Genomic DNA, 26,492 nt, shown 5'->3' with positions numbered 1-26,492 from the left:
CTCCTCGCGTCGGACCCAGTCAGGCACCGCCGCGGCGCCGTGTCAACGCACGAGGTCGTCGCTCCTGGTCGTTCCGAGATGCCGCCCGCCCCATCGCGAGGCGCCTTCGGCTCGCGGGAACTCGTTCGGCTCGCGAGAACCGCCTGATCCTGCGAGCCGAACCGACTCTCACGAGCCGGAGGTCGCCCTGGCGGATCGAAAGGATCCGAGGCCGCGCTCCTGACCCATCGCGGGGCGCCGCCGCCCCCGCGCGACGAGCCAGAACAGGTACGCCCCGCCGACCGCCCCCGTCACCAGCCCGACCGGCAGCTGGAGCGGAGCGAGCACCCGCTGCGCGAGCACGTCCGACGCCAGCAGGAGAGTCGCCCCGATCGCCGCCGACGCGGTCAGCGGGATGCCCGCCGAGCCGGTCGCTCGGCGGGCGAGCTGCGGCGCCGCGAGCGCGACGAAGCCGATCGGACCGCTGACCGCGGTCGCCGTCCCGGTCAGCCCCGCGGCGAGCAGGAGCAGCACCAGCCGGGTCCGCCGCACCGGCACTCCGAGCCCCGTCGCCAGTTCGTCGCCCAGCTCGAGCAGGCGCAGCCGCTCGCGCTGCGTCGCGAGCAGCAGTGCGAGCACTCCGCCGGCGACCGCGAGCAGCGCGGTGTCTCCCCAGTCGGTCGCCGAGAGCGATCCGAAGAGCCAGATCGTCGCCGATCGCGCCACCTCGGTCGGCGCCCGGGTGAGGAGGAACTCGTTCGCCGCCGCGAGCAGGGCCGCGAGGGCGACCCCCGCCAGGATCGTCCGCTCGCTCGCCAGGCCCGCTCCGCGGGTGAGGAAGAGGACGACGAGCACCGCGCCGACCCCGCCGGCCCACGCGCCGAGGGCCGGGTCGGCGGGCGGGGTCAGGAGCACCAGGCAGACCAGGGCGCCCGAGGCGGAGCCGGCGCTGAACCCCACGATGTCCGGACTGCCGAGCGGGTTCCGCGAGAGGGTCTGGAAGACGGCGCCCGCGACTCCGAGCGCCGCACCGACGAGGAGCCCGGCGAGGACGCGGGGCAGGCGCATGTCGACGACGATCACGCTGGTCCGCGCCGACGCCGTGCCGAGGACGGCGTCGCGCACGTCGGCGAGCGTCGTCTCGTAGGAGCCTCCGACGATGCCCGCGACGGCCGCCGCGAGCGCCAGCACCGCGGTGACGGCGATCACGCGGGTGCGGCGCGCAGACCGCCGCTCGGCGAGCGTCACCGCGCGTTTCTCCGCGTCGCCAGGTGGAACAGGAGGGGCGCTCCCAGCAGGGCCGTCACGATGCCGACCTCCACCTCGCCCGGAGCGGCGATCAGCCGGCCGAGCACGTCGCCGACGACGACCAGCACGGCCCCGCCCAGTGCCGCCAGGGGGAGTCCCGAGCGCAGATCCGGACCGGCGAGGCGCAGCACGAGGTGCGCGACCAGGAGCCCCACGAAGGCGAGCGGTCCGGCGGCGGCGGTCGCGGCTCCGCAGAGCAGCGTGATCGCGGCGCCCGCGCCGAGGATCACGGCGCCGGGGCGCACCCCGAGGGAGCGCGCGACGTCGTGCCCGAGCGCCAGCTGGTTCAACCCCGGCGCGACGAGCGCGGCGACGACGAGCCCGAGCGCGACGAACGGAGCGAGCTGCGCCGCGGTGCCGAGCTCGCGCCGCTCGAGGGAGCCCACGACCCAGAACCGGTACGACTCGAACGTCTCGGTGTCGAGCAGCGTGACGATGCCGATCAGCGCGCTCAGGCACGCCCCCAGCGCCACTCCGGCGAGCACGGTGCCGATCGGGTCGCGGCCGTCGCCGCCGCCGACGAGGTGGACGAGCACCGCGGCGACCGCCGCACCGCCGAAGGCGAACCAGACGTACTCGCCCGCGCTCGAGACGCCGAGGAACCCGATCGCGACGACGACCGCCGCGGAGGCGCCCGCGTTCACCCCGAGCAGCCCCGGGTCGGCGAGGCGGTTGCGCGTCACCGCCTGCATCAGCAGCCCGGCCGCTCCGAGAGCGGCGCCGACGAGCAGGCCGGTAGCGGTGCGGGGGATCCGCAGCTCCCGCACGATCAGCGCGTCGGCGGTGGCGCCGCCGTGCAGCAGCGCGTCGAGCGCGGCATCGACCGGGACGGGTCGGGAACCGACCGCGAGGCTCGCGGTGCAGGCGAGCACGAGCAGCACGGCGAGCAGCAGTCCGGCGCTGAGCGTCCGCCCGAGCGGTCGCCGAGGGGCGACGGGAGCCGTGGCGGGCTCCGGAGCTGCGGAAGGCGCAGGGGCGCGGTCGATCATTCAGGCAAGGCTATCCTTACCGGCGTGAACTCCTCGACCCGCACCGTCCTCGTCCGTCCGTCCCGCCTCCGGCTCGCCGTGCCGGCGCTCGCCGGAGCCGCTCTGCTCGCCCTGGCCGGCTGCTCGGGCTCCGCCTCGACCGCCGAGCTGCCCGACGCCGAGGCCGCCGCCGTCGGCGACTGGACCGTCTCGCGCACGATGGGCGAGGGCATGGGCGCCCCGGAGGAGGACGGCGTGTTCCCGCGCACCGTGGCGCACTACGCCGGGTCGACCGAGCTCGCCGCGGCCCCGGAGCGAGTCGCCGTCGTCTCGACGGGTCAGCTCGACGCCCTGCTCGCGCTCGACGTCGTCCCCGCCGCCGCCACCCGCGCCGAGAACAGCGGCCTCGTGCCGGAGTACCTCGCCGACCGTGTCGGCACCAGCGCCCAGATCGCCGACATCGGCGAGCGCACCGAGCCCGACATCGAGGCGATCGCCCAGGCCGATCTCGACCTCATCCTGATCAACTCCGTCCGCGGAACCGAGCTCTACGACCAGCTCAGCGCGATCGCCCCCACCGTGGTGACGCTCGGCAACGGCGTGAACTGGAAGAGCGACCTCCTCCTGCTCGCCGACGCCCTGGGCCGCGAGGGCGACGCGCAGGAGATGCTCGACGAGCTGCACGAGGACGCCGACGCATTCGCGACGACACTGCCCGATCCGGCGCCGACGGTCTCGTTCCTCCAGTCCACCGGGGACCGCACGCGGATCCAGGGCGTCCCGTCCTTCGTCGGAGGTCTCGCCGAGGACCTGGGGCTCGACCGGCCCGAGTCCCAGCGCTTCGACGACACCGCCCAGGAGATCAGCGCGGAGCAGCTCGAGCTCGCCGACGCCGACGTCGTGTTCTACGCCGGGCTCGGCGACGGCCTCTCACTGATCGAGGACGCGGCGCTCTGGCCCACGCTGACCGCGGTCGAGGGAGGCACGGCCGTCGAGGTCCCGATGGAGCCGTTCTTCCTGAACGCGGGGCCCCTCGCCGCCCGCCTCGTGGTCGACTCCGTCACCTCGACGATCGGCTGACACCGCACCGCTCTCCCTCGGCGGGCTCCGGTAGACTGGAGCGCTTCGCAGTCGAGAGTGGAGCGGTCGCGGAGGAACCATGGGCAAGAAGCGCAATCAGGGACGATCCGGCGGCGGCCGATCGGGTGGTCAGGGCGGATCCGGCGGCGGGCGCACCGCCGAGACGGCGATGATGGTGCGGTTCCGCAGCTGGTACCGCGCGCACCTCGCCGAGGTCGGCGTCCTCCACGAGCACCTCGACGTCGACGAGGCCATCGAGGTCCTCACCGACCTCTTCGCCATGACGCGCGATCTGCGCCCCCGCGGCTCCTTCGCCCAGCCCGACGCAGAGCTCCTCGAGGCGGTCTTCGACCAGATCGAGACCGACCTGTCGGGGGAGGAGAGCGAGGCCGATCTCGACGACACGCTCTTCACCGTCGCCGAGGTCATCGAGCACTTCCTCGACTTCCTGACCGACGAGGACCTCTGGACGGGCACCGACGAGGAGCTCGACGACTGCCAGGCGGTCCTCGACGAGGTCCTCGACCTCGCCGGCTCGTTCGTCGAGGCCGTCCTCGAGGATCTGACCGCCGTCGAGGACGTCCCCGCCTCCGAGCAGCTCGCCGCCGTGCGGGCCACCGCTCTCGTGCACGCCGCCGACGTCGTGGTCGAGCACCTCGCCGGTGCCGACGACGCGTCCCTCTCCGAGCGCGCGGCGCGCGAGATCGCGGTCGAGGCGGGCATCGCCTCCGCCGGGTCGACGCCCAGCGACGACGCCGTGCGGATCCCGGTCTCGGCCTGGTGGGACGCGCTGGTCGCCTCCTCCGTCCTCGAGACCGAGGGGTCCGTCGCGGTCCTCGGCGAGGCGGCTCCGCTCTGGCGCAGCTCCGACGCCCTCGAAGCCGCCGCCGAGCGCGTCGCGTACGTGGCCCGCTTCCTCGAGCAGTGGATCGTCAGCGCGCAGGCCGCGCTCGCCGCCGCCGACACCGAGAACGGGGCGTTCTCGCCCCGCGAGCGCGCCGTGACCACGACCGACGCCGTGCTCCTGCGCATCGCCGTCGCCTGCCAGTCGCAGATCCACCCCGGCCTCGTGGTCGGCGAGCTGGTCGACGAACTCGCGGCCGACGCCGACGTGGCCCTCGAGGAGGCGCTCGACGAGCGCGAGCGCATGGTGGGCTCGGCCGAGCGGATGCTCGACGACGCCGCCGAGCTCGGACTGCTCCTGCACTCGCCCGAGTTCGGCTACGTGGTGCCCGAGGGCCTGCAGCCGGTGCTCGCCTCCGTCGTCCGCGCGAGCATCGTGCTGCTCGGAGAGCGCGACGCCTCGCGCCTCGAGATCCTCGACGAGGCGACCCAGGACACCGCCTCGGCCTACACCCTCAAGGTGGCGCTGCTGGGCACCAAGCCCGTGGTCTGGCGCCGCCTCGAGCTGTCGTCGGAGTCGTCGCTGCGCGATCTGCACCTCGCGCTCCAGCTCTCGCTGGGCTGGACCGACGCGCAGCCGCACTACTTCAGTGTGGGGGTGCCCGACGAGGACGGCACCCGCATCGGCTCGCCCGCCGACGCCGAAGAGCTCGGGGCCGATCTGGTCGACGAGGCCTCCGTCGCGCTGGCCGAGGTGCTCGAGAACGTCCAGGACGAGCTGTTCTACGTCTACGACCTCGAGGACGAGTGGCGCCACGTCATCCGGCTCGAGGCCGTCTCGCCGCTCGGCGCGGCGCTGCCACGGTGCGTCGGAGCCCGTGGTGCGGCTCCGATCGATGCGCCCGGCGGCCCGGCGGCCTGGGCCGACACGGTCCGCGCGGCCACCGATGCGTCCTCGGCCGACCACGCCGAAGCGCTCGAGGCGCTCGGCCTCGCGGAGGGCGCCTCGTTCGACCCGGCCTCGGTCGACGTCGACGGCATCAACCGCTCGCTCGGGCTGCTCCGCTCCGGAGTCTGAGCCCGGGTCCCCTGCATCGGCCGGGAGTGCCCGTCAGCCGCGACTGACGGGCACTCCCGGCAGGGTTCCTGCGCGCCGCCGACCGGTCACGGCGTGAGCAGCAGCTTGCCGATGTGGCCCGACTCCCGCATCCGCTCGTGCGCCCGCTCGGCCTCGGCCAGGGGCACGACCTCGTCGATCACGGGCCTGATTCTGCCGTCGGCCACCAGCGGCCAGAGCTTCTCGCGCACCTGGGCGATGATCGCCCGCCGCTCCTCGAGCGGCCTCGCCCGCAGTGTCGTCGCGTGCACCGCGCCGCGCTTGCGCATCAGCAGCCCGATGTCGAGCGCGCCCTCCGTCCCGGACTGGTTGCCGATGAACACGATGCGCCCGCCCGTCGCCAGAGCCTCCACGTCGCGCGCGAGGTAGTCGCCGCCGATCGGATCCAGGATCACGTCGACCCCGCGGCCGCCGGTCTCCTCGCGGATCCGGGCGACGAAGTCCTCCTCGCGGTAGTCGATCAGGACGTCCGCTCCCAGCGCCCGGCACGCGTCGAGCTTGCGCGGGCTCCCGGCGGTGACGGCGACCCGCGCGCCGACCGCGAGCGCGATCTGGATCGCCGCGGTGCCGATGCCGCTCCCTCCGCCGTGGATCAGGACCGTCTCTCCCGCGCGCAGGCCCGCCACCATCACGAGGTTCGACCACACCGTCGCGGTCGCCTCGGGCAGCGCCGCCGCCAAGACGAGCCCGACCGAGGCGGGCACCGGCAGGAGGAGTCCCGCGTCGACCGCGACGTACTCGGCGTAGCCCCCGCCCGAGAGCAGCGCGCAGACCTCGTCGCCCACCGCGACGCCCGAGACGCCGGGCCCCACCTCGACGACCGAGCCCGACACCTCCATGCCGAGGATCTCGGAGGCGCCGGGCGGCGGCGGGTAGACCCCGGCCCGCTGGCCGAGATCGGCGCGGTTCACACCGGCGGCCGCGACGTGCAGCAGCACCTCGCCCTCACGGGGAGTCGGGGTCGGCACCTCCTCGAGCACGAGACGGGAGTCTGGTCCTGGTGCGACGACGCGGAGGGCATGCATGGCGCGATGCTACGCCTGCACCCCGCGAGCGGTCAGGGATGCTCCGCGAGGAACGCGAGCACCGCCTCCTTGAACGCGCGCGCGGGCACCGTGCTGGTGTGATCGCGGCCGGGCACCTCGACGAAGCGGGCGCCGGCCGCGGCGGCGAGCCGGGCGCCGTCGGGGGCGATCGGATCGGCTCCGCCCGTCACCAGGAGCATCGGGGCCGCCGGGTGCTCGCCCGCCACCGGGTGCGCACCGCCGCGCACGCCGTCGGCCACGGCGACGAGCGCTGCGAGGTCGTTGCCGGCGACGCCCTCGGCCATGCCGATGAACGCGCGGGTGAAGCGGTCGTCGATCTCCCCTCCGCTCGCCACCCGCGCCCGGGCCGCCTCGGCGTCGAAGCGGGAGAGCGGCTCGCCGACGGTGAGCCCGCCGAGGCTGAGCGTCGCGATGAGCCCGGGGTGTCGGAGGCCCAGCACCCAGCTCATCCGCGACCCGAGCGAGTAGCCGAGCACGTGAGGTGCGACCAGGTCGTACGACTCGATCACCCGCGCGAGGTCCTCCACCATGACGTCGACCCCGTACGCCCCGGTGCGGTGCGGCTTCTCGCTCGCGCCGTGCCCGCGCTGGTCGAGCGCGACCACGCGGTACCCGGCGCGGACGAGCGTGCGGAGCCAGCCCGCCGTCTCCCAGTTGAGGACGGCGTTCGACGCGAAGCCGTGCACCGCGAGAACGGTCGGCGCGCCCTCGTCGCCGACGGAGTAGGTGGCCAGTCGGGTGCCGTCGTCCGCGACGACGAAGACGGGGGAGGGGAAGGCGATCGGGGTCACCGCTCCACCCTGCCGCATCCGCTGCGGAGCTCAGCGCGGCGGGCGGGAGGAGCGGACGAACGGCACCGCGATCGGAAGGCGAACGGGCTTCCCGCGTCCGGAGCGGATCCCGAGCACGATGCACAGCACGAGGTTGAGCACCGCGAGCGCCAGTATCGCCGTGATCGTGACGACCGGCCAGTCGGCGCTGAGGGTGTCGCGCACCGAGACCAGCGCCAGGTGGAGGGGCACCAGCATCAGCTGCAGGGCGAGGTAGGTGAGCTGCCAGTTCACGGCGACGACGCCGTTGCGGTCGCTGAGGGCGCCGATCCGCCGCTTCGCGCCCCAGGTCATCACCGTCGCGGTGAGCGAGATCAGCGGAGAGAGGAGCACGAAGCCGGCGATCGCGCTCAGCCCGGCGAACCACACCGCGCGGGCGCCGCGGCTGTCGCGGGTCCGGTGCCGGATCTCGTCGTCGGTCATGGGTCACCGCCTCCTCGCGCGACCGGCGGAGCACCGGCGGTCCCAGTCTCGCACCCGCCCCCTCCCGCGTGCGGGGGCTTCCCCCCGTCGGCGGGGGGTTCACCGGATGGGGCCGTGCGAGCCGCGTCCGTAGCGTGGAGGCATCGCCGGAGACACCGGCCCACCCACGACGACCAGGAGCATCAGCCATGTCCAGCGACGAGACCACCCCCCGCAGCAGCACCGCCTCCGAGCAGCCGACCGAGGACCTCGGGATGCGCGCCACGGCCGTGCTCCCGGACCCGGTGGTCGAGGAGCGCGACACGCTCCGCATCGAAGGGTCGTCGCAGCACGACGAGCAGGTGCGCGCCGAGGACGTGCGCGCCGAGCACGTCCGCGCGTCCTACCCCGCGCCGTACGGGACCCCGAGCGTTCCGCCGCAGACCGTCCCCGCCGCTCCGTCGACGCCGTTCTCGCTCACCAGCCTGATCCTCGGCGTCACCTCGGTCTTCTTCGGCCTGACGGTGATCGCCCCGGTCGCCGGCCTCGTCTTCGGCCTCCTGGGGCTCCGTCGCGAGCCCACCGGGCGCACCCTGGCCATCTGGGGCATCGTCCTCAACGCGGTGATGATCGGGCTCGTCGGCCTGTTCCTCGCGTTCCTGATCGTCGCCGGGCTGCTGCTGCCGCTCGTCGCGGTCGCGACCGGCGACTACCGCTGATCCGGCGGCGCCGACCGGTCGCCTGACGGGTCCCGCACCTGTCCCGAAGCCCGGTTCGCGTCCACTCGCCGCGCGACTCCGCACCGAGTGGACCCGAGCCGGGCTTCGGCGTGCCCTTAGAAACCGGTCCGCGCCGACTCGCGGGAGCAGCGGCCGCGCCGACGGCTCAGCTCTCGGCCGCCCTGTCGCGGTGCCCGCGGGCCGCGGCGACGAGGCCGCTGAAGAGGCGGTCGTCGGCGGAGTCCTCCTCCGGGTGCCACTGCACGCCGAGGGCGAAGCGCCGGCCCGGCAGCTCGACGGCCTCGATCGTGCCGTCGGCCGTCCGCGCGGTGACGAGGAGGCCCTCCGCCACCCGGTCGACCGCCTGGTGGTGGTGCACCTTCGCGACGAGCGACCGGACGCCGAGCAGGTCCTCCAGTCGTGACTGCGGAGCGATGGCGACGTCGACGTGCGAGAAGACGCCGCCGGCCGCCTGGTAGCGGGTGTCGCCGACGACCTCGGGCAGGTGCTGGTGCAACGTGCCGCCGAGGGCGACGTTGAGCAGCTGGGCTCCGCGGCAGACCCCCAGCAGCGGCAGGTCGGCCTCGAGGGCGGCCGTCAGCAGGGCGTCCTCCCACGCGTCCCGGTCCGGGCGGGGGAGGTCGGTCTCGGGATGCGGCTCCTGACCGTAGAGGGCCGGATCGATGTCGAGGCCGCCCGTGATCACCAGGGCGTCGAGGCGGTCCACGACGGCGCGGGCCACGTCGGGAGAGGCGGGCTGCGGCGGCAGGAGGAGCGCGACTCCGCCGGCCCGGGTGACGGAGTCGAGGTAGCTCGCGGGGAGGTACGGCGCCTCGAGGTCCCAGACGTCCGACACGATGCGCTCGCGGTAGGTGGTCAGGCCGATCATCGGGCCGGGCGCGGTCGTCTGCTGCATGGGATCCTCCGATCGCGGCTCCCGTCGCGGCCGTGCGGGAGCCCTGGCGACGATGAAACCACGCCGCGGGGACGGCCGACGGACGGTTCCCGGGTGATCCGCCGCGAGTCCGGGGCGGGCGGGCGCACGATCTGCAGGGGATCTGCGAGCGAGGTGCGCACGATCTGCAGGGGATCTGAGGGGAAAAGCGCATTCCTTTCTATGACGCCCGTGCGGAGACCCCGGATCCCCTGCAGATCGCACAGGTACCCGCAGACCTTGCGGACCCCTGCAGGCCGTGCGGACCCCTGCAGACCGTGCGCGCCGCCGCGGCCGCTCCGCTCCTGCAGCCGCGACCCGCCTCCGGCGTAGGCTGGCGGCGCAGACCGCGGACCCCCTGCACCCCCGGGGCCGCACGACGACAGCAACGGAGCTGACGTGACCCTCTCATCGAGCACCCTCCCCGAGAGCGACCAGGAAGGACCGGCCGTGACCCGCACCGAGAGCGACTCCCTCGGCTCGCTCGAGATCCCGGACGACGCCTACTGGGGCATCCACACCGCCCGGGCCCTCGAGAACTTCCCCATCTCGAAGCGCCCGATCTCGATCTACCCGGATCTGGTCAGGGCGCTGGCGACCGTCAAGCTCGCCGCCGCGCGCGCGAACACCGAGCTCGGCACCCTCCCCGCGCACAAGGCCGAGCTGATCGAGGCCGCGTGCCGTCGGATCATCGACGGCGAGTTCCACGACCAGTTCGTGGTCGGAGTGATCCAGGGCGGTGCCGGCACGTCCACGAACATGAACGCGAACGAGGTCGTCGCGAACGTGGCGCTCGAGATCGCCGGGCGCCCCAAGGGCGACTACGGCACCCTCCATCCGCTCGACGACGTCAACCGGAGCCAGTCGACGAACGACGTCTACCCGACGGCGATCAAGATGGCCATGACCTGGTCGCTGCGTCGGCTGCTGGACGAGCTGGCGCTGCTCCGCGGGTCGTTCTCGCAGAAGGCGGTCGAGTTCGGCGGCGTGCTGAAGGTCGGGCGCACGCAGCTGCAGGACGCGGTGCCGATGACGCTCGGCCAGGAGTTCCACGGCTTCGCCACGACCCTCGGTGAGGACCACGCGCGCCTGTCCGAGACGATCTGGCTCCTCGCCGAGGTCAACATCGGAGCGACCGCCATCGGCACCGGCATCACCGCCGATCCCCGCTACGGCGCCGCGGCGGTGCGCCACCTCAACGACATCACCGACCTCGATCTCGAGATGGCGCAGGACCTCGTCGAGGCGACGAGCGACACCGGCGTCTTCATGTCGTTCTCGAGCGCGCTGAAGCGCTCGGCGATCAAGCTGTCGAAGATCTGCAACGACCTGCGCCTGCTCTCCTCCGGGCCCCAGGCGGGCTTCGGCGAGATCAACCTGCCGCCGCGGCAGGCCGGCTCGAGCATCATGCCCGGCAAGGTCAACCCGGTGATCCCCGAGGTGGTGAACCAGGTGGCGTACTCGGTCGCGGGCGCCGACGTCACCGTGACCATGGCGGCCGAGGCGGGGCAGCTCCAGCTCAACGCCTTCGAGCCCGTCATCGCCCACTCGCTCCTGCAGAGCATCACCTGGATGACCCAGGCCTGCCTCACCCTCCGCGTCAACTGCATCGACGGCATCACCGCGAACACCGCGAGGCTGGAGGCGATGGTGGCCTCGAGTGTGGGCGTCGTGACCGCGCTCACGCCGAGCATCGGCTACACGGCGTCGGCGGCGATCGCCAAGGCGGCCCTCGCGACCGGGCGCAACGTCGCCGATCTCGTCGTCGAGGCGGGGCTGATGTCGCGGGAGGAGGTGCTGCGGCTGATCTCGCCCGCGCGCCTGTCCGGCATCGAGGCGATGACGGCGGCCCTGCCGATCATCCCGCCCGCCGCGGACCAGTAGCCCGCCGCGGATCGTCGGCCGCGCGCCGCAGGTGCTCTCCGGCGTAGCTGCGCCAGGGAGCCCAGCGGCGTCCGGCCGCGGCGAGCGCGAGAGGAGCGGCAGCGAGGCCGAGCGCGGCGACTCCGCGTCGGACGCCGCGGTCCCCGGTCTGCAGGACGTCGGGATCGCCGGTGACGCGCATGGCCACGGCCACGGCGGTCCTGGCCGAGACGCCGGGGACCGCGAGCAGTCGCTCCGACAGCTCCTCGCGGCTCGCTCCGGCGTCGAGCCCCAGAGAACCGTCGGCGAGCAGGCCGCAGACCCGGCGGACGGTCTCGGCCGCTCGACCCAGCGCCGCGGCTCCCTCGGCCGCGATCACGGCGGAGGAGGGGAAGATGCGCGAGACGCCCGCGCCGGCGAGCGCCGGGGGCAGCGGATCGCCCAGGAGCGCGACCAGCCGGGCCAGCACGGTGGGGCGCCCGTCGAGCAGGACGCGCACCAGGGTCTCGGCGGGGTCGACGGAGCCGGGCAGCCGAATCCCGGGGGTCGCCGCGACGAGCGGGGCGAGCACCGGATCGGCACCGAGTGCCTCGTCGATCGCGCGCGCGTCGGCGTCGAGGTCGAGCAGTCGGCGCACCCGCGAGACGAGCGGAGCGATGTCGGCGACGGAGGCGAGGGTCGCCGTGCAGCGCACCGCGCCGCCGTCGACCTCCAGCCGGACGACGGCCGGCCCGCCCGGCAGCAGGAGCGAGCGCGTGTGACGGCCGCGGCCCCCCTCCTCCAGCCCCGGGATCGCCGACGCCGCGAGCGCGTCGAGGACGCCGGAGTCGAACGGAGCTCGGACGGGCAGCCGCAGCTCGAGCGTCGTCGCGCCGGGCTGCACGGCGACCCCGGTGCGGCCGCCGCGGGCCGAGGCGCGCAGCTCGCTCGGCGTCCGCTCGTACACCTCGGCGATCGTCGCGTTGAACTGGCGGATGCTCGCGAAGCCGGCCGCGAAGGCCACCTCCGACACGGGCAGCTCCGTCCCGGTGAGCAGCAGTCGCGCGGTCTGCGCACGCTGGGCCCGGGCGAGGGCGAGCGGAGGTGCTCCGAGCTCCTCGCGCAGGATCCGGCCGAGGTGACGCGCTCCGTAGCCGAGTCGCGACGCCAGGCCCTCGACGCCCTCCCGGTCGACGACGCCGTCGGCGATGAGGCGCATGGCGCGGGCGGCCGTGTCGTCGCGCAGGTTCCACTCCGGCGACCCGGGTACGGCGTCGGGCAGGCAGCGCTTGCAGGCGCGCAGCCCGGCCTCGTGCGCGGCGGCCGCGGTGGGGTAGAAGCGCACGTTCGCTGCGCGGGGCGTCGTGGCGGGGCAGCTCGGCCGGCAGTAGATGCCGGTCGAGTGCACCCCGGTGATGAAGCGGCCGTCGAAGCGGGCGTCGCGGGAGGCGACGGCGCGGTAGCGCTCCTCGAAGAGCGGATCGGAGACGGGCACGACCCGAGCCTGTCACGCGGACGGCCTCCGTGGTCGCGGGAATCGGACACGGCAGGCCGGCGCCGTCCTGTCAACCGCCGGAGGCGCTCGCCGCCGGTGCCCTACTGTCGGTCCCCATGAGCGCCTATCCGCCGCCGGCTCCCGGCCGCCCCTCGATCGTCCCGACCGTGCTCGGCGCCCTCGGAGTCGCGCTGCTGGGGGTCCTGCTGCTGCTCGTGCTCGCCTACGTGGTGCTGGGGCTCGGAGTGAGCGCCGCGGCGGTCTGCGCGGTCGTCGCGCTGGTGCCGCTGCTCGTCGTGCTGTCGGGAGTGCGCTGGGTCGACCGCTGGGAGCCGGAGGCGCCCCTGGGGCTGTGGTTCGCGTTCCTGTGGGGCGCGGCGGGATCGGTCGCGATCTCGCTGCTGGTCGACCTGGGCGTGCAGATCGCGGTCTACGCCTCGGGGGAGCAGCCGAGCGGATCCGACTTCGTCGGCGCCGTGGTCCAGGCGCCGCTCGTCGAGGAGAGCGCCAAGGGACTGGGCGTGCTGCTGATCCTGCTGATCTGGCGCCGCACCTTCGATGGACCCGTCGACGGCATCGTCTACGCGGCGGTCGTGGCCTCGGGCTTCGCCTTCGTCGAGAACATCCTCTACTTCGGCAGCGCTCTGGTGGAGGGCGGGCTCGGCTCGCTCGCGGTCACGTTCTTCCTCCGCGGGGTGCTCTCGCCGTTCGCCCACGTGCTCTTCACCTCGTGCACCGGAGCGGCGCTGGGCTTCGCCGTGTCGCGGCACGCGGGTGCGGCCGTGCCGATCGCGCTGCTCGGCCTCGCCGCTGCGGTGTTCCTGCACGCGCTGTGGAACGGCTCGTCGTTCCTGGTCGCCGACTGGTTCGGCTTCTACGGAGTGGTGCAGGTGCCGCTGTTCGTCGTCGCGGTCGTGGTCGTCGTGCTGCTGCGGCGGCAGGAGCGCCGGGTCACCCTCGAGCGCCTCGGCGACTACGCCGCGGCCGGCTGGCTCTCGCCCGCCGAGGTGCGCATGATCGGCACGGCGGAGGGGCGCCGGACGGCGATGCGCTGGGCGCGGACCGCGGGCGGCGACCGGCCGCGGGCGATGAGCGCGTTCCTCCGCTCGGCCACCCGGCTGGCCCACCTGCGTCAGCAGCAGGTGGCGGGGCGCGGCGGTCGTACGGGAGCGGTCGACGAGCGCGTGCTGCTCGAGGAGCTCGTGGCGCGTCGGACTGCCCTGACCGGGCGCTAGGCGCTCGCGGGCCGCACCGCGATCCGGCGGCGTCGCAGGTCGAGCAACGCGACCACTCCGGCCGCCACGCACAGCAGGGCGACCACGGGGGCGACGAGGTCCAGAGCGAGCTCGAGCCCCAGCGACGTCGCCAGCGCTCCGGCGGCGACCGCCGTGACGGCCTGGCCGAGGTAGCTGACGAGGTACACGGCCGAGATCATCGAACCGCGGTGCTCGGCCGGCGCCGCCCGGCCGACGAGGGAGAGCCCGCCCGAGAAGCTCAGGGAGTAGCCGACTCCGCTGACGACGCTGAAGGCGAGGAAGAGGGCGAAGGAGCCGCTCGACGCGGCCCACTCCATCAGCGCGAGCCCGGCGATCGCCGCGCCGGCGCCGGTGACGATCAGCGTGTGCGCGGGGACGCGCTGGATCGCGAGGGCCGTCACTCCGATCACGACCGAGGACAGGGCGAGGGCGGAGCCGATCACGAGCAGGTCGGTCGCACCGGTCAGCTCCCGGGCCATCTGCGCGCCCAGCGAGAGGACGAGAGCCCCGGTGGCGTAGGCGACCGAGACGGCGAGCGTGGCGCCGACGTAGACCGTGCGGAGCCCTGGAGCGACGTGCGGGAGCCGCGGGCGCCAGCGGGCCGCGCCCTCGGGGCGGTCGTCGCGGCTGAGGGCGAGCATCACGATCGTGAGCAGTCCCACCAGGGCGAGCACCCAGTAGCTCAGCTGCAGGGGCAGCGGCGCGTACTGCGCCAGCGCGCCCGAGACCAGGAGCGAGAGGGTGAGTCCTGTCGAGGTCGAGACCGTGGTCAGCGAGGACGGCAGCCGCGGGTTCGCCGAGACGTTGTTGTCGACGAGGGAGGCGCTCGCCGCACTGAGCGCGAGGGCCGTGCCGACGCCCTGCAGTGCCCGACCCGCGTAGAGCAGTGCGACTCCGCCCGCCAGCGAGAAGACGATCGCGGAGACCGCGATCAGCGCGATCCCCAGCAGCATCGTGCGCCGGCGGCCGATGACGTCCGACAGGTCGCCGACGACCAGGAGGCTCAGGAGCAGCGCCGCGGGGTATGCCGCGAAGACCGAGGTGACGACGACCGACGACAGGCCCCACTCCTGCGCGTAGGTCGGGTACAGCACCGACGGGGCACCGCTGGACCAGAGGCACAGCGCCAGCACCAGGGTGGACACCCAGAAGCTGCCACGACGGCCGAAGCGGCTCATCGGGGCGCGCGTCGTCGCGGGCGGCTCACGCGGCGGCCGCGCGCAGCACCCGGCGCTCGCCGGCGGTCACCGGCACGCCGAGGCGGTTCTGCGCCGGTGGCAGCGGGCAGTTGTAGTGCGGCGAGAAGCCGCAGGGCGGGATGTACGCGCGGTTGAAGTCGAGCAGGACCGGGCCGGGCGTGCCGGCGTCGGCCGCGCCGCCCAGGCGCTGCACCACGAGGAAGCGGCCGACGGGGTAGCTCTGCAGATCCGGGTCGTCCGAGCGGTTCGTCGGGTCGCCGAACGGCACCAGCAGCGTGCCTCCGTCGTCGAACGCGGCGACGGTGTACTCGTGCGCGCGCCCGTCGTCGACCAGCGAGAAGGTGATGTCGCCGGGCACGACGAGCTCGCGGCTCGCCCCGTTGTCCCGCAGGTGCTCGAACGGGATGGTCCGCTCCCCGTCGACCGGCTCGAACCAGGCCTCGAGCACCCATGCGGCGTCGAAGGGGAAGGTCTCGATGGCGTCGAACGTGCGGACGCCCTCCGAGGCGGCGTCCCAGACGCGGTAGCCGTACTCCTCCTCGCCGGTCTCGAGGTTCGGTCGGCGCATCCGCGAGAGGGTCGCGGTGGGTCCGTACCCGGCGAGCGCCGTCTCGTCGTCGACGCTCTCGCCGGACTCGAGCCAGCGGGTCTCGACCAGGGCGAGGTCGCCGCGGGGGCCGGTGACCCGCTCGGCGCGGCGCGCGAGCCACGACTCCCAGCCGGCTCGCGCCGACTCGGTGGTGTCGATCGAGGCGCGGGAGGGGGCGGTGGTGCTGCTGCTCGTCGAAGGCATGCAGCGTGCAACGCGGGAGGCGTCCGAACTGTTCCCGGCGAGGAGCGCGCAGATGAGACGCCTCTCATCCTCGTCTCACACCCGCTTTACGCCGCGTCACGAGGCTGTGAGCACGGGTCGAGGATCCGCCGCGGCCCCGGCCGCGACCGCCGCTGAGGGGAACGCCATGGTCATCCGCATCGCCCTGTACTCGCACGACTCCGTGGGGCTGGGACACGTCCGGCGCAACGTCGCTCTCGCGCACGCCCTGAACACCGCGCTGCCCGAGCTGCTCGGCGAGGAGGTGACCGGCCTCCTCGTGACGGGTCAGTCCTCCGCCACCGCGTTCGCCGCTCCGGACGGCTGGGACTGGCTCGCGCTGCCGGGCGTCACCACCGGCGAGCAGGGCTACCGCTCGCGGCACCTCGACGTCGAGCTGCGCACCCTGACGAGCCTGCGCGGAGGAGTGGTCCGGGCCGGGCTCGCGGCCTTCGCCCCCGACATGGTGATCGTCGACCGGCACGCGTTCGGCGTGCACGGCGAGCTCGAGCCGGCGCTGCGGGCGGTCCGCGCGGCGAACCCCGCCGCCGTCGTGGTGCTGGGGCTGCGCGACGTGCTCGACCGCCGCTCGGCGACCGCGGCCGAGTGGAAGGCCGTCGGGGGAGCGGCCGCCGTCCGCGAGCTCTACGACGCGGTCTGGGTCTACGGCGACCCGAGCGTCCACGACCTCGCGGCCACGGGGGAGATCCCGCCCGGGCTGCACGACCTCGTCGCCCACACCGGCTTCCTCGCGAACGGGCGCCTGGGCACCGGCCACTCCGTCGTCGACGAGCCCTTCGTGCTCACCACGGTCGGCGGAGGATCGGACGGGCGCGCGATCGCCGAGGCGGCCGTCGCGGCCGAGCTGCCGGCCGGCTACCGCCACGTCGTCGTCACCGGCCCGCAGATGCCCGCGGAGCACCGGCGCGCCATCCGCGCCGCCGCCGGCCCCGCGACCACCGTCGTCCGCTCGGTGCCGGATGCGCTCGCGCTGCTGCGCCGCGCCTCCGCCGTCGTCAGCATGGGCGGCTACAACACCGTCTGCGAGGTGATGAGCACCACCGTCCCCTCGCTCGTCGTGCCCCGCACGCACCGCCGCCAAGAGCAGCGGCTGCGCGCCGACGCGCTCGCCGCCCGGGGAGCCGTCGAGGTGCTCGACCCCGCCGACGTCACCGCCGAGCGGCTCGGCGCCTGGTTCGCCGCGAGCGTCGGCACCGAGGTGCACCGCACGGGGATCGACCTCGACGGCCTCGCCGCCGTCGGCCCGCTCGCCGCCCGCCTCGTCGCCGCGGCCCGCGGCACCGCTCAGGAGCAGGCCGACCGTGCCGTCTGACCCGCCCCCGTCCGTGACCGCGCCCACCGGAGGAATCCCGATGCCCCGCACCGCCTACGTCCTGAAGGTCTACCCCCGCTTCTCCGAGACCTTCGTCGTCTCCGAGATCCTGGCCCGCGAGGCCGCCGGCGAGGACCTCGTGATCTTCTCGCTCCGAGCGCCCGACGACCCCCGCTTCCACCCCGAGCTCGCCCGGGTGAGCGCGCCCGTGCGCTATCTCGGCAAGCCGCTGAAGGCATCCGCTCTCTGGCAGGGGCTGCGGACCGCGGAGCAGTCGCCGGAGCTCCTGGCCGCGGTCGGCCGCCTGCTGCCCGAGCTGCTGCGCGCGAGCCCCGAGGACGCCGTGCAGGCCGTGCAGCTGGCCGCCGCCGTGCAGCGCGAGGGAGTGACGCACCTGCACGCGCACTTCGCCTCCAGCGCCACGACCGTCGCCCGGCTCGCGTCGCTGCTGACCGGGGTGCCCTACTCCTTCACCGCCCACGCGAAGGACCTGTTCCACGAGTCGGTCGACTCCGCCGACCTGGCCCGCAAGCTCGCCGACGCGAGCTTCGCCGCGACCGTCAGCGACTACAACGTGCTGCACCTCGCGGCGCGCTTCCCCGAGGCCTCCGACCGGGTCCGCCGCGTCTACAACGGGCTCGAGCTCGAGCGGTTCGCCTTCTCGCCGCGCCCCGAGCGCACCGGCGCGCTGCGCGTCGCCGCCGTCGGCCGTCTCGTCGAGAAGAAGGGCTTCGCGCTGCTCGTCGAAGCGGTCGCGATGCTCGCCGCGGGCGGCCAGGACGTCGAGGTCGAGATCGCGGGCGGCGGCGAGCTGCACGGCTCCCTCGCCGAGCGGATCCGCTCCGCGGGCCTCCAGTCGCGCGTCCGGCTGCTCGGGCCGGTGCCGCAGAACGAGGTGGCCGCCCTGCTGCGCCGTTCCGACGTCTTCGTCGCACCCTGCATCGTCGGTGCCGACGGCAACGCGGACGGGCTGCCGACCGTGCTGCTGGAGGCCATGGCCACCGGGGTGCCGTGCATCTCGACGGCCGTCACCGGGATCCCGGAGGTGGTCCGCGACGGCGACACCGGTCTGCTCTGCCGGCCGGGCCGCGTCGACGACCTGGCCCGAGCGCTCCAGCGCGTGGCCGACCCGGCCTTCGACACCGCCGGAGTCACCGCCCGCGCCCGCGCGCTCGTCGAGCGCGAGTTCGACTCCCGCGTGCAGGCGCGGACCCTCGCGGGGCTCACCCGCGAGGCCGCCCGGACGGCGGTGGCGTGATGCGCGTCGCCGTCGTCTGCGCCGACCCCGGCGTGCCCGTCTTCGGGAGCAAGGGCTCCTCCGTCCACGTCCAGGAGATCCTCCGGGCCCTCCGCTCCCGCGGCGACGAGGTGCGCGTCTACTGCGCCCGTGCCGGCGACAGCGTCCCGTCCGATCTCGCCGACGTCCCGGTGCTCGAGCACCGCACTCGAGTGCAGGCCCCGGCCGAGCGCGAGCGCGCGGTCGCCGAGGCCGCCGTGCACCTCGCCGAGGCGGTGGTGCTCGACGGCTGCGACCTCGTCTACGAGCGCTACTCCCTCTTCAGCCGCGCCTCCGCTCTCGTCTCGCGCGCCCTCGGCGTGCCCGCGGTGCTCGAGGTGAACTCGCCGCTCGTCGAGGAGCAGCGCGAGCACCGCGTGCTCCTCGACGAGCAGGGGGCACTCGACGCGACCCGCGCGGTCCTGGCCTCGGCGGCGGTCGTCGCGTGCGTCTCCGCTCCCGTCGCGTGCTGGGCGTCGGAGCACGGCGCCGTCGCTCCGCTCGTGGTGCCCAACGGGGTCAACACCCGCCGCATCGTGCCGGGAGCCGTGCGCGGCGACGGCCCGCTCACCGTCGGCTTCGTCGGCACGCTCAAGCCGTGGCACGGAGTCGGCGCCCTGCTCGACGCGGTCGCCCGGCTCGATCCCGCGGTCGCTCGGCTCCTCGTGGTGGGCGACGGACCGGAGGGCCCCGCGCTCCGCGAGCAGGCCCGGCGCCTCGGCCTCGACGTCGAGTTCACCGGGGCCGTCGCGCCCGAGGACATGCCCGCGCAGCTCGCCCGCCTCGACATCGGAGTCGCCCCCTACCCGGCGCGCGCCGCCGAGGACTACTTCTCGCCGCTGAAGGTCTACGAGTACCTGGCCGCGGGGCTCCCGGTCGTCGCGACGGGCGTCGGGCAGATCCCGTCGATCCTCCGCCACGGCGTCACCGGTCTCGTCGTCGAACCGGGTCGGCCGGAGGCGCTCGCCGCGGCGATCGCGTCCCTCGCCGCCGATCCCGCCCGCCGACGCGCGATGGGGGAGGCCGCCCGGTCCGCCGCCGTGGCCGAGCACGACTGGGCGCAGGTGCTCGAGCGGATCCTCGCGGCCCTGCCCCGACCCGAGGAGGCCGCCGCGTGAGCCGCACCAGCCGCACCACCCCCGACCCCGGCGCCCTGCGCCGCAGCCTCCACATCGTCCGCCCGCACCTGCGCGAGCACCGGCTGCTGATGCTCGGCGGCCTCGTCGCGCTGCTGGCCGAGGTGATCCTCCGGGTCCTCGAGCCGTGGCCGCTCAAGATCGTGATCGACAGCGTCAGCGCGAGCCTGGGCGCGACCGCGGGTGCGAACGCCGGCACCCCGCCGGCGACGATCGGCCTGCTCGTGGCGTGCGGAGCGATCCTGCTGGGCCTCGTGGGCCTGCGCGCGATCACCGCCTACCTCTCCACGATCGCCTTCGCCCTGGTCGGCTCACGGGTCGCGACCTCGCTCCGGGCCCGCGTCTTCGCCCACGTGCAGGCCCTGTCGCTCCGGTACCACACGGTGTCCTCGGCGGGCGACACGGTGCAGCGCCTGGTCGGCGACATCGGCCGCCTCCAGGAGGTCGCGGTCACGGCGGGCCTGCCGCTGGTCGGCAACATCATCACCCTGGTCGTGCTGACCGTCGTGATGCTGTGGCTGGATCCGCTGCTCACGCTCGTCGTGGTCGCCGCCGCGGTCGTCTACTTCGTCTCGTCCCGGCGCAGCTCGACCTCGATCACGAGCGCGTCGCGGTCCACCCGCAAGGGCGAGGGCGCCCTGGCCGACACCGCCCAGCAGACCCTCGGCGCGATTCGCGTCGTGCAGGCCTACGGACTCGAGAAGGAGGTCGGCGGAGCGTTCGACCGCGGCAACGCGACCGCCCTGCACCAGGGCGTGAAGGCCCGCCGCCTCGCCGCCGCGCTCGAGCGCCGCACCGACGTCATCGTCGGAGCCGCGACCGCGCTGGTCCTCGTCGGCGGCGGCTGGCGCGTGCTCGAGGGCGTCATGACTCCGGGCGACCTCGTCGTCTTCACGATGTACCTCAAGATCGCCATGCGCCCGCTGAAGGACCTCGCGAAGTACACCGGCCGCATCGCGCGCGCGGCCGCCTCGGGCGAGCGCGTCGCCGATCTGCTCGACGAGCGGATCGAGGTGCAGGACCGCCCGGACGCGCGCGACCTGGTCACGACGGTCGGCGCCGTCTCGTTCCGGTCGATCGGAGTCGACGACGGCTACGGCCGTCCCCTCTTCTCCGGTCTCTCGCTCGAGATCCGCGGGGGCGAGAACGTCTGCCTCCTGGGTGCGTCCGGCGCGGGCAAGTCGACGCTCGTGAGCCTGCTCGTGCGCGCCTCCGACCCGCGCAGCGGCTCCCTCGCGATCGACGGCACGGATCTGCGCGACGCCACGCTGTCGAGCCTGCGCTCGAGCATCTCGCTGCTGCTGCAGGACTCGGTGCTGTTCGCCACGACGGTGCGCGAGAACATCCGTTACGGCCGGCTCGACGCGACCGACGCCGAGGTCGAGGAGGCGGCGCGCCGCGCGAACGCGCTCGAGTTCGTCGTCGCGCTGCCCGACGGCTTCGAGACCGTGCTCGGCGAGCGCGGCGGCACCCTCTCGGGCGGACAGCGCCAGCGCATCGCCATCGCCCGCGCTCTCCTGCGCAACGCCCCGGTCGTCGTGCTCGACGAGGCGACGACGGGGCTGGATCCGGAGGCGCGCGCGCAGGTCGCGCAGTCGCTCGCCGAGCTCACCCGCGGGCGCACCACGATCTCGATCACGCACGACCCGGCCGCGATCGCGGGCGCCGACCGCCTGCTCTGGCTCGAGGACGGCCGCATCGTCGAGGACGGCAGCCCCCAGGAGCTGCTGGGCAGCGACTCCCGTGTCGCCGCCTGGTTCCGCCGGGCCGAGGTCTCCTCGACCGCGGCGGAGGTGCGCGCATGACCGTCGCCACCGCTGCCGCCGTCGCCGATCTCGCCCGACGCGATCCGTCGCTCCCCGCGCTCGCCTCCCTCCTCGACCCGACCCGGCTCGCCGAGGCGCTCGACCACCCCGCCCTCGTCACCCGCCGCCGCTGGAAGCGGGGAGCGGACGTGGTCGTCGCCTTCGACGCGCCCGACGGCCCCGCGTGGATCGCCGCCTACGCCGATCCGGCCAAGCTCGAGAAGACCCGCGAGCGCGCCGCCCGCATCGGCGTCGTCCTGCGGGAGCACCCCGAGCTCGGCGCGGTCAGCGGTCCCGTGCGCGCCGACCGCGAGCTCTCGCCCACCCTCCGCCGCCTCGCCCGCCGCGAGCCGGCCCTGCTCGACGGCGCCCGCGTGCTCCGGCACAACCCGCACCGCCGCCTGGTGCTCGCCGACGGCTCCCGCGTCGTCAAGATCGTGGCTCCCGGAGCCGCGTCCCGCGTCGCGGACGTCGCCCGCGTGCAGGCCGCCCTGGCCGCGCGCGGCGTGCCGGTCCTCGTGCCGACGGTGATCGGCGACGGAGCGTCCGCCACCGAGTGGTGGGGCGACGGCGACCTCGCCGAGCGCCCCTCCGAGGACGCCGCGGCGGCCGCTGGAGTCGCGCTCGCCCGGCTCCACGCCGTGCACGACGTGCCCGTGGCGGACGGCTCGGTCGACGAGACGGCCGTCGCGGTCCGCGCTCTCGCCGACCTCGTCCCCGCCCTCGCCGTGCGCCTCCAGCGCCTCGCCGCGGCGCTGCCGGTGGTCGGACGGCGCCGCTGCGTCGTGCACGGCGACTTCTCCGCCGATCAGGTCCTCGTCGGCGACGGCGTCCGCCTGATCGACTTCGACCGCGTCCGGATCGACGAGCCCGAGCGCGACCTCGGCGGCCTCCTCGCCGCCGAGCCCCGCGGATCCGCCCTCGGCCCCGCGCTGCTCGACGCCTACCGCCGCGCCGGGGGAGTGGTCGACCCCGAGGCTCTCCGCCGCCGCACCGCCTCGAGCCTGCTGCTGCGCGCCGTCGAGCCCTTCCGCACCGCCCGGCCGGACTGGCGCGAGAGCGTCGAGGCCGCCGTCGCCCGCGCCGAAGGGGTGCTCGCATGCTGAGCGGCGTGCCGTCCGCGGTGATCGAGGACGGAGTGACGTGGACCGTGTCGCGCGCGTGGCCCGCTCCCGACGGCGCCGATCTCGAGGCGTCCGCCGAGGGGTCCGCCGATGTCCGCGGCGGCCACTGGAGCGCCGACCGCGGAGTCGAGCTGCTGCCCGCGGGGACCGACCGCCGCCTCCCCGCCCTCGCGCACGCCCGCCGCGAGGGAGCGGTCGTCGTCCACCGGCCGCGGCGGCGCGCCGTGATCCGGGCGGCCGACGGCCGCAGCTTCCTGAAGGTGCTCCGCCCGCACGCCGCCCCCGCGGTCGTGGCGGCCCACGCGAGCGCCGAGGCGTTCGCCGCCGGGTTCGACCTGCCCCGGGTGCTCCACCGCGACGACGATCCCGAGGGTCTCGTCCGCTTCTCGGCGCTGCCCGGCCGCACCGTGCTCGAGGTCGGCGCCGACCCCCGCACCGCGCCGGAGCAGTGGCGCGCGGTCTGGCAGCGCTGGGCCGAGGGCTGGGCGCTCCTGCCGGAGGCCGGCTCCGACCTGCCGGTGCACGGCCCGGAGGCGGAGGCCGCGGTCGTCGCGACCTGGGCGGCGCACGCCGCGACCCTCCTCCCGCCGGAGCGACGGGCCGACGTCCTCGCCGCCGCCGACCGCGCCGCCGGCTCCCTCCTCGCCGGCTCCGCCGAGCCGCTGGTCCTCGCGCACCGCGACCTGCACGACAAGCAGCTGCTCGCCTCCGACGACGGGCGCCTGGCACTGCTCGACCTCGACACCGCGGCGCGGGCCGAGGCCGCCCTCGACCTCGGCAACCTGCGCGCGCATCTGCGGCTGCGCACCGCCCAGGGGCTGCTGCCGGCCGCGTCCGCCGCGGCGGCGACCGCGATCGTCGACCGCGCCGCCGAGCGGGCCGGAGTGCCTCCGCACCGCCTCGAGGCGTACGAGAGCGCCGCACGCCTCCGCCTCGCCTGCCTCTACCTCTTCCGACCGGCGTGGCGCTCGCTCGCCGCCCGGTCGCTCGCCCGCACCACCGAGAGGATCCTCGCCCCGTGAGACGATCGATCACGTCCCTGTTCCGTCCGACGACCGACACCGGCCCCACCGGTCAGGAGAAGCCCATGACCCGACGCGGTCCCGTCCTGCTCGCCGTCGGCGCGGCCGTCTGCCTCGCCGCGATCGCCGGGGGCGTCGTGACGGTCGCCGGCGCGATGCAGCAGCCGCAGCAGGTGACCGAGATCGGCTCGACGCCGGTCATCGGCCCGAGCCGTGCGCCGGGCTCCGAGGAGACCCCCGGGAGCACGGCGCCCGCCACGGATCCTGCGGCCACGGACCCCGCGGCGCCTCCCGCGGCGCCGACGGCACCCACCGAGCAGGTCCCGCCGGCCGAGCAGAGCGGAGGCACCGCGCCCGTCCCGGTCGTCCCCGTCCCGGCGCCCGCACCCGCCGATCCCGACGACGACGACGGCGACGACGAGGACACCGACGACCCGGACGACGACGTCGACGACGACCTCGACGACTAGGACCCGACCTCTCAGCCCACCATCCGGTAGCCCATGCCGCGCACCGTCTCGATCCGGTCGGCGCCGATCTTGCCGCGCAGGTAGCGCACGTACACGTCGACGACGTTCGAGCCGGGGTCGAAGTCGTACCCCCACACGCGGCTGAGCAGCTGCTCGCGGCTGAGCACCTGCTCGGGGTGACGGAGGAACTCCTCGGCCAGGGCGAACTCGCGCGCCGAGAGATCCACGGTCCCGCCCTCCACAGTGGCGCGGCGCGAGCGCAGGTCCAGCGCCACTCCGCCGTGCACGAGGGTGCCGTCGTCCGCTCCCGATCCTGCCGCGGCGGACTCGCGCAGCCGCAGTCGGATCCGCGCGAGCAGCTCGTCGAAGCGGAACGGCTTCGCGAGGTAGTCGTTGGCGCCGAGGTCGAGCCCCTCGACCGTGTCGGTCACCGAGCTCCGCGCCGTCAGCATGATCACGGGGAGCGACTCGCCCTCGGCGCGGAGGGCGCGCAGCACCGCGAAGCCGTCCATCCCCGGCAGGCCCACGTCCAGCAGCACCAGGTCGAACCCGCCGCTGCGGAGGTAGGCGAGCGCGTCGTCACCGCGGGTGGCGCGCGTCGTGGTGTAGCCCGCGGAGCGCAGGCCCTTCTCGACGAAGGCGGCGATGCGCTCCTCGTCCTCGGCGATGAGGATGGTGCTCACTCGGCGCCTCCTGTCCTGTCGTGGTCGTCGGTGTCGTCGTGCGCGGGGGGCCGGAGGGGGAGCGAGAGGGCGAAGCGGGTTCCGCGGCCGGGGACGGAGTCGAGCTCCACCCGTCCGCCGTGCGCCCGGGCGATGGCCGAGACGATCGCGAGGCCGAGCCCGGAGCCGCGGATGCCGCGCCCGTCGTCGACGCGCCCGAACCGCTCGAAGATCCGCTCCCGCGCCGCGGCCGGGATCCCCGGGCCCTCGTCGGTCACGAACAGCTCCACCCGGTCGCCGCGCCGCTCGCTGCCCACGACGATGCCCGACCCCTCCGGGCTGTACTTCGCCGCGTTGTCGGCGAGCTGCAGCCAGGCCTGGGTGAGCCGGGCCGGATCCGCGTGCACCCGGACCTCGGCCACCGGCCCCGCCTGCCACTCGCGTCCCGGGATCACGGACACCTTCGCGACCACCTGGCGCGTGAGCTCGCCGACGTCGGTCGGTTGGGGGTCGAGCCGGTCCTCGCGCTCCGCCTCCGACAGCTCGGCGATGTCGCCCAGCAGGTGCCCCATGCGGTCCAGCTCGTCGAGGGCGATCGCGCGCGTCGACTCGACGTCGGCGGGGTCGTGCGGATCCACGAGTTCGAGGTGCCCGCGAACGATCGTGATCGGCGTGCCGAGCTCGTGCCGCACGTCGGCCAGCAGCCGACGCTGGGCTTCGAACGAGCCCTCCAGCCGGCCGATCATGTCGTTGACCGTGCGGGTGAGGTCCGAGACGTCGTCGTCGCCGCCGACCGGGATCCGCTCGCCGAGGTCGGTCGCCGTGATGCGCGAGGCGGTCCGCCGCAGCTCGCGGATGGGGGCGAGGAGGCGGCCGGCGACGAACCAGCCGACGAGCCCGGTCGCCGCCAGGGCCACGAGCGCGATCACCGCGTAGCTGAGCGACACGTCGCCGAGGTCCGCGAGGCGCGCGTCGGTGTCGATCGCCGTCACGTACACGCCCTCGGCGTCCGAGCCCTCGACGCGGAGGGGCACCGCGGCGTAGCGGAGGGTGCCGTCGTCGGTCTCGCCCCAGCCCAGCACCGTCGCTCCGGCGCCGGTCTCCTCCGACACTCGTGTCAGGAACTCGGGGTCGTCGTCCAGCAGGAAGCTGAGCGCGTACGGCTGCGGCTCCCACCGGGCGACCCCGTCGACGAGCCCGACGGTGCTGCCGTCCAGCCGGGGGAGCACCTGACCGAGCACCGTCCGCAGCAGCGCGTCGATGTCCGAGAAGCCGGAGCCGTCGGTCGGAGCCGCGGTGAGCGGGGCGCCGTCCGGTTCCACGATCGCCGCCTCCCCGGGCGACTCGACGATCGTGCGCACGCTCTCGACCTGCTGCCGCAGCTCCTCGTCGATCGACGCCAGGATCCGGTCGCGCTGCAACAGGAACGACGCACCGCCCGAGACGAGCAGCCCGAGCGCCGTCACGACCAGGATCGCCGCGAGGATCCGCACCCGCACCGAGCGCAGCCGCCGCACGGGCGCGGACGCGGGCGTCGGAGTCATGGGGGCTCCCGGAGGACGGGGCCGATCGACGGCCGGTCGGGCGGGAGCGCGGCTGGTCCCTCCGCCATCATCGCAGGAGCGCGCCGCCCAGTTCCTGGAGGGTGAGAGTCCTGACGGGCCCGGACAGAGATCGACCCCCGACGGCAGGGGCGGGGCCGCCTGCTCGGACCGGGGGTCGAACTCTTCTTGGGCAGAAGCCTCCTCCCGGAGCCGCCGTTCGTCAAGACCCCCGGGATCGCCGCCCGCGCCGACCGGACCCTGCGCGGTCGTTAGACTGGACCGCCTGTTTTT

23 protein-coding genes are annotated in these 26,492 nt (G+C 74.8%); 12 read left to right on the top strand and 11 right to left on the bottom strand.

Annotated features, from left to right (window positions below; translation table 11 throughout):
- Positions 1–168: 168 nt before the first annotated feature.
- Positions 169–1,227, bottom strand: coding sequence for a FecCD family ABC transporter permease (locus tag ASF48_RS14900; RefSeq protein WP_055793465.1), 1,059 nt, complete (start codon positions 1,225–1,227; stop codon positions 169–171).
- Positions 1,224–2,276 carry an iron chelate uptake ABC transporter family permease subunit gene (locus ASF48_RS14895; RefSeq protein WP_082481565.1) on the bottom strand — a complete coding sequence of 351 codons (1,053 nt, stop codon included), beginning with the start codon at positions 2,274–2,276 and terminating at the stop codon, positions 1,224–1,226. The genes ASF48_RS14900 and ASF48_RS14895 overlap by 4 nt, the downstream gene beginning before the upstream one ends.
- Before the next feature lie 24 nt (positions 2,277–2,300).
- Between ASF48_RS14895 and ASF48_RS14890 the strand changes: the two genes are divergently transcribed.
- Both ASF48_RS14890 and ASF48_RS14885 read left to right on the top strand, forming a co-directional pair.
- Positions 2,301–3,335 (top strand): iron-siderophore ABC transporter substrate-binding protein, encoded by a 1,035-nt coding sequence (locus ASF48_RS14890; protein WP_235577264.1) that lies wholly within the window; start codon positions 2,301–2,303, stop codon positions 3,333–3,335.
- A gap of 79 nt (positions 3,336–3,414) precedes the next feature.
- Positions 3,415–5,256: a plasmid pRiA4b ORF-3 family protein gene (locus tag ASF48_RS14885; protein ID WP_055793463.1), complete on the top strand. Its 1,842-nt coding sequence runs from the start codon at positions 3,415–3,417 to the stop codon at positions 5,254–5,256.
- 86 nt (positions 5,257–5,342) lie between these two features.
- Here ASF48_RS14885 and ASF48_RS14880 read toward each other — a convergent pair whose 3' ends face one another.
- From ASF48_RS14880 to ASF48_RS14870, 3 genes are read right to left on the bottom strand one after another with little or no spacing between them, the layout of a single operon-like run.
- Positions 5,343–6,320, bottom strand: coding sequence for an NAD(P)H-quinone oxidoreductase (locus ASF48_RS14880; protein ID WP_055793461.1), 978 nt, complete (start codon positions 6,318–6,320; stop codon positions 5,343–5,345).
- Positions 6,321–6,352: 32 nt separating this feature from the next.
- Complete coding sequence (locus ASF48_RS14875) at positions 6,353–7,132, bottom strand: alpha/beta fold hydrolase (protein ID WP_055793459.1); 780 nt, start codon at positions 7,130–7,132, stop codon at positions 6,353–6,355.
- Positions 7,133–7,162: 30 nt separating this feature from the next.
- The gene (locus tag ASF48_RS14870) at positions 7,163–7,594 is read right to left on the bottom strand and encodes a DUF4870 domain-containing protein (RefSeq protein ID WP_055793457.1); all 432 of its coding nucleotides are present in this window, start codon (positions 7,592–7,594) and stop codon (positions 7,163–7,165) included.
- A 188-nt stretch (positions 7,595–7,782) separates the two neighbouring features.
- Between ASF48_RS14870 and ASF48_RS14865 the strand changes: the two genes are divergently transcribed.
- A complete protein-coding gene (locus tag ASF48_RS14865) occupies positions 7,783–8,292 on the top strand; it encodes a DUF4190 domain-containing protein (protein ID WP_055793455.1) in 510 nt (169 codons plus the stop codon).
- A gap of 166 nt (positions 8,293–8,458) precedes the next feature.
- On the opposite strand, the gene ASF48_RS14860 is transcribed toward ASF48_RS14865, so the two are convergent.
- Positions 8,459–9,208, bottom strand: a complete 750-nt coding sequence (locus tag ASF48_RS14860; protein WP_082481563.1) for a gamma-glutamyl-gamma-aminobutyrate hydrolase family protein — start codon at positions 9,206–9,208, stop codon at positions 8,459–8,461.
- Between the two features lie 417 nt (positions 9,209–9,625).
- On the opposite strand from ASF48_RS14860, the gene ASF48_RS14855 reads away from it, so the two are divergent.
- Entirely contained in the window at positions 9,626–11,110 is a 1,485-nt protein-coding gene (locus ASF48_RS14855) for an aspartate ammonia-lyase (RefSeq protein ID WP_055793453.1), read from the top strand.
- Here the strand turns inward: ASF48_RS14855 and ASF48_RS14850 are convergent.
- On the bottom strand, positions 11,085–12,563 hold the full coding sequence (locus tag ASF48_RS14850) for a DNA-3-methyladenine glycosylase 2 family protein (RefSeq protein WP_055793451.1): 1,479 nt from the start codon (positions 12,561–12,563) through the stop codon (positions 11,085–11,087). The genes ASF48_RS14855 and ASF48_RS14850 overlap by 26 nt on opposite strands.
- 116 nt (positions 12,564–12,679) lie before the next feature.
- On the opposite strand from ASF48_RS14850, the gene ASF48_RS14845 reads away from it, so the two are divergent.
- Positions 12,680–13,798, top strand: a complete 1,119-nt coding sequence (locus tag ASF48_RS14845) for a PrsW family intramembrane metalloprotease (protein ID WP_055793448.1) — start codon at positions 12,680–12,682, stop codon at positions 13,796–13,798.
- Here the strand turns inward: ASF48_RS14845 and ASF48_RS14840 are convergent.
- The gene (locus ASF48_RS14840; RefSeq protein ID WP_055793446.1) at positions 13,795–14,997 is read right to left on the bottom strand and encodes an MFS transporter; all 1,203 of its coding nucleotides are present in this window, start codon (positions 14,995–14,997) and stop codon (positions 13,795–13,797) included. The two genes, ASF48_RS14845 and ASF48_RS14840, sit on opposite strands and share 4 nt — an antisense overlap.
- 25 nt (positions 14,998–15,022) lie before the next feature.
- Positions 15,023–15,811 carry a DUF1684 domain-containing protein gene (locus ASF48_RS14835; RefSeq protein WP_055793444.1) on the bottom strand — a complete coding sequence of 263 codons (789 nt, stop codon included), beginning with the start codon at positions 15,809–15,811 and terminating at the stop codon, positions 15,023–15,025.
- 166 nt (positions 15,812–15,977) lie between these two features.
- On the opposite strand from ASF48_RS14835, the gene ASF48_RS14830 reads away from it, so the two are divergent.
- From ASF48_RS14830 to ASF48_RS14800, 7 genes are read left to right on the top strand one after another with little or no spacing between them, the layout of a single operon-like run.
- Positions 15,978–17,162: a glycosyltransferase family protein gene (locus ASF48_RS14830; protein ID WP_055793897.1), complete on the top strand. Its 1,185-nt coding sequence runs from the start codon at positions 15,978–15,980 to the stop codon at positions 17,160–17,162.
- A 40-nt stretch (positions 17,163–17,202) separates the two neighbouring features.
- Complete coding sequence (locus ASF48_RS14825; protein WP_055793442.1) at positions 17,203–18,420, top strand: glycosyltransferase; 1,218 nt, start codon at positions 17,203–17,205, stop codon at positions 18,418–18,420.
- The gene (locus ASF48_RS14820; protein ID WP_055793440.1) at positions 18,420–19,556 is read left to right on the top strand and encodes a glycosyltransferase family 4 protein; all 1,137 of its coding nucleotides are present in this window, start codon (positions 18,420–18,422) and stop codon (positions 19,554–19,556) included. The genes ASF48_RS14825 and ASF48_RS14820 overlap by 1 nt, the downstream gene beginning before the upstream one ends.
- A complete protein-coding gene (locus tag ASF48_RS14815) occupies positions 19,553–21,379 on the top strand; it encodes an ABC transporter ATP-binding protein (RefSeq protein WP_055793438.1) in 1,827 nt (608 codons plus the stop codon). The genes ASF48_RS14820 and ASF48_RS14815 overlap by 4 nt, the downstream gene beginning before the upstream one ends.
- A complete protein-coding gene (locus tag ASF48_RS14810; RefSeq protein WP_055793436.1) occupies positions 21,376–22,485 on the top strand; it encodes a phosphotransferase family protein in 1,110 nt (369 codons plus the stop codon). Before ASF48_RS14815 ends, ASF48_RS14810 begins: the two co-directional genes overlap by 4 nt.
- Entirely contained in the window at positions 22,479–23,525 is a 1,047-nt protein-coding gene (locus ASF48_RS14805) for a hypothetical protein (protein WP_055793434.1), read from the top strand. Before ASF48_RS14810 ends, ASF48_RS14805 begins: the two co-directional genes overlap by 7 nt.
- A complete protein-coding gene (locus ASF48_RS14800; protein ID WP_055793432.1) occupies positions 23,522–23,995 on the top strand; it encodes a hypothetical protein in 474 nt (157 codons plus the stop codon). Before ASF48_RS14805 ends, ASF48_RS14800 begins: the two co-directional genes overlap by 4 nt.
- 11 nt (positions 23,996–24,006) lie before the next feature.
- Here the strand turns inward: ASF48_RS14800 and ASF48_RS14795 are convergent, their stop codons facing one another.
- Positions 24,007–24,678 carry a response regulator transcription factor gene (locus ASF48_RS14795; protein WP_055793431.1) on the bottom strand — a complete coding sequence of 224 codons (672 nt, stop codon included), beginning with the start codon at positions 24,676–24,678 and terminating at the stop codon, positions 24,007–24,009.
- Positions 24,675–26,201: a sensor histidine kinase gene (locus ASF48_RS14790; protein WP_055793429.1), complete on the bottom strand. Its 1,527-nt coding sequence runs from the start codon at positions 26,199–26,201 to the stop codon at positions 24,675–24,677. The genes ASF48_RS14795 and ASF48_RS14790 overlap by 4 nt, the downstream gene beginning before the upstream one ends.
- Between the last annotated feature and the right edge of the window lie 291 nt (positions 26,202–26,492).

This window comes from Rathayibacter sp. Leaf299, assembly GCF_001423055.1.
GTDB lineage: Bacteria > Actinomycetota > Actinomycetes > Actinomycetales > Microbacteriaceae > Rathayibacter > Rathayibacter caricis.
The sequence above is the reverse complement of the archived record's forward strand: the minus strand, read 5'-3'. Positions and strand labels throughout refer to the sequence as shown.

Coding starts and splice junctions, on each gene's coding strand:
- ASF48_RS14895 (WP_082481565.1), bottom strand. CDS start 2,276: ATGATCGACCGCGCCCCTGCGCCTTCCGCAGCTCCGGAGCCCGCCACG.
- ASF48_RS14885 (WP_055793463.1), top strand. CDS start 3,415: ATGGGCAAGAAGCGCAATCAGGGACGATCCGGCGGCGGCCGATCGGGT.
- ASF48_RS14880 (WP_055793461.1), bottom strand. CDS start 6,320: ATGCATGCCCTCCGCGTCGTCGCACCAGGACCAGACTCCCGTCTCGTG.
- ASF48_RS14870 (WP_055793457.1), bottom strand. CDS start 7,594: ATGACCGACGACGAGATCCGGCACCGGACCCGCGACAGCCGCGGCGCC.
- ASF48_RS14865 (WP_055793455.1), top strand. CDS start 7,783: ATGTCCAGCGACGAGACCACCCCCCGCAGCAGCACCGCCTCCGAGCAG.
- ASF48_RS14860 (WP_082481563.1), bottom strand. CDS start 9,208: ATGCAGCAGACGACCGCGCCCGGCCCGATGATCGGCCTGACCACCTAC.
- ASF48_RS14845 (WP_055793448.1), top strand. CDS start 12,680: ATGAGCGCCTATCCGCCGCCGGCTCCCGGCCGCCCCTCGATCGTCCCG.
- ASF48_RS14840 (WP_055793446.1), bottom strand. CDS start 14,997: ATGAGCCGCTTCGGCCGTCGTGGCAGCTTCTGGGTGTCCACCCTGGTG.
- ASF48_RS14835 (WP_055793444.1), bottom strand. CDS start 15,811: ATGCCTTCGACGAGCAGCAGCACCACCGCCCCCTCCCGCGCCTCGATC.
- ASF48_RS14830 (WP_055793897.1), top strand. CDS start 15,978: ATGGTCATCCGCATCGCCCTGTACTCGCACGACTCCGTGGGGCTGGGA.
- ASF48_RS14825 (WP_055793442.1), top strand. CDS start 17,203: ATGCCCCGCACCGCCTACGTCCTGAAGGTCTACCCCCGCTTCTCCGAG.
- ASF48_RS14820 (WP_055793440.1), top strand. CDS start 18,420: ATGCGCGTCGCCGTCGTCTGCGCCGACCCCGGCGTGCCCGTCTTCGGG.
- ASF48_RS14810 (WP_055793436.1), top strand. CDS start 21,376: ATGACCGTCGCCACCGCTGCCGCCGTCGCCGATCTCGCCCGACGCGAT.
- ASF48_RS14805 (WP_055793434.1), top strand. CDS start 22,479: ATGCTGAGCGGCGTGCCGTCCGCGGTGATCGAGGACGGAGTGACGTGG.
- ASF48_RS14790 (WP_055793429.1), bottom strand. CDS start 26,201: ATGACTCCGACGCCCGCGTCCGCGCCCGTGCGGCGGCTGCGCTCGGTG.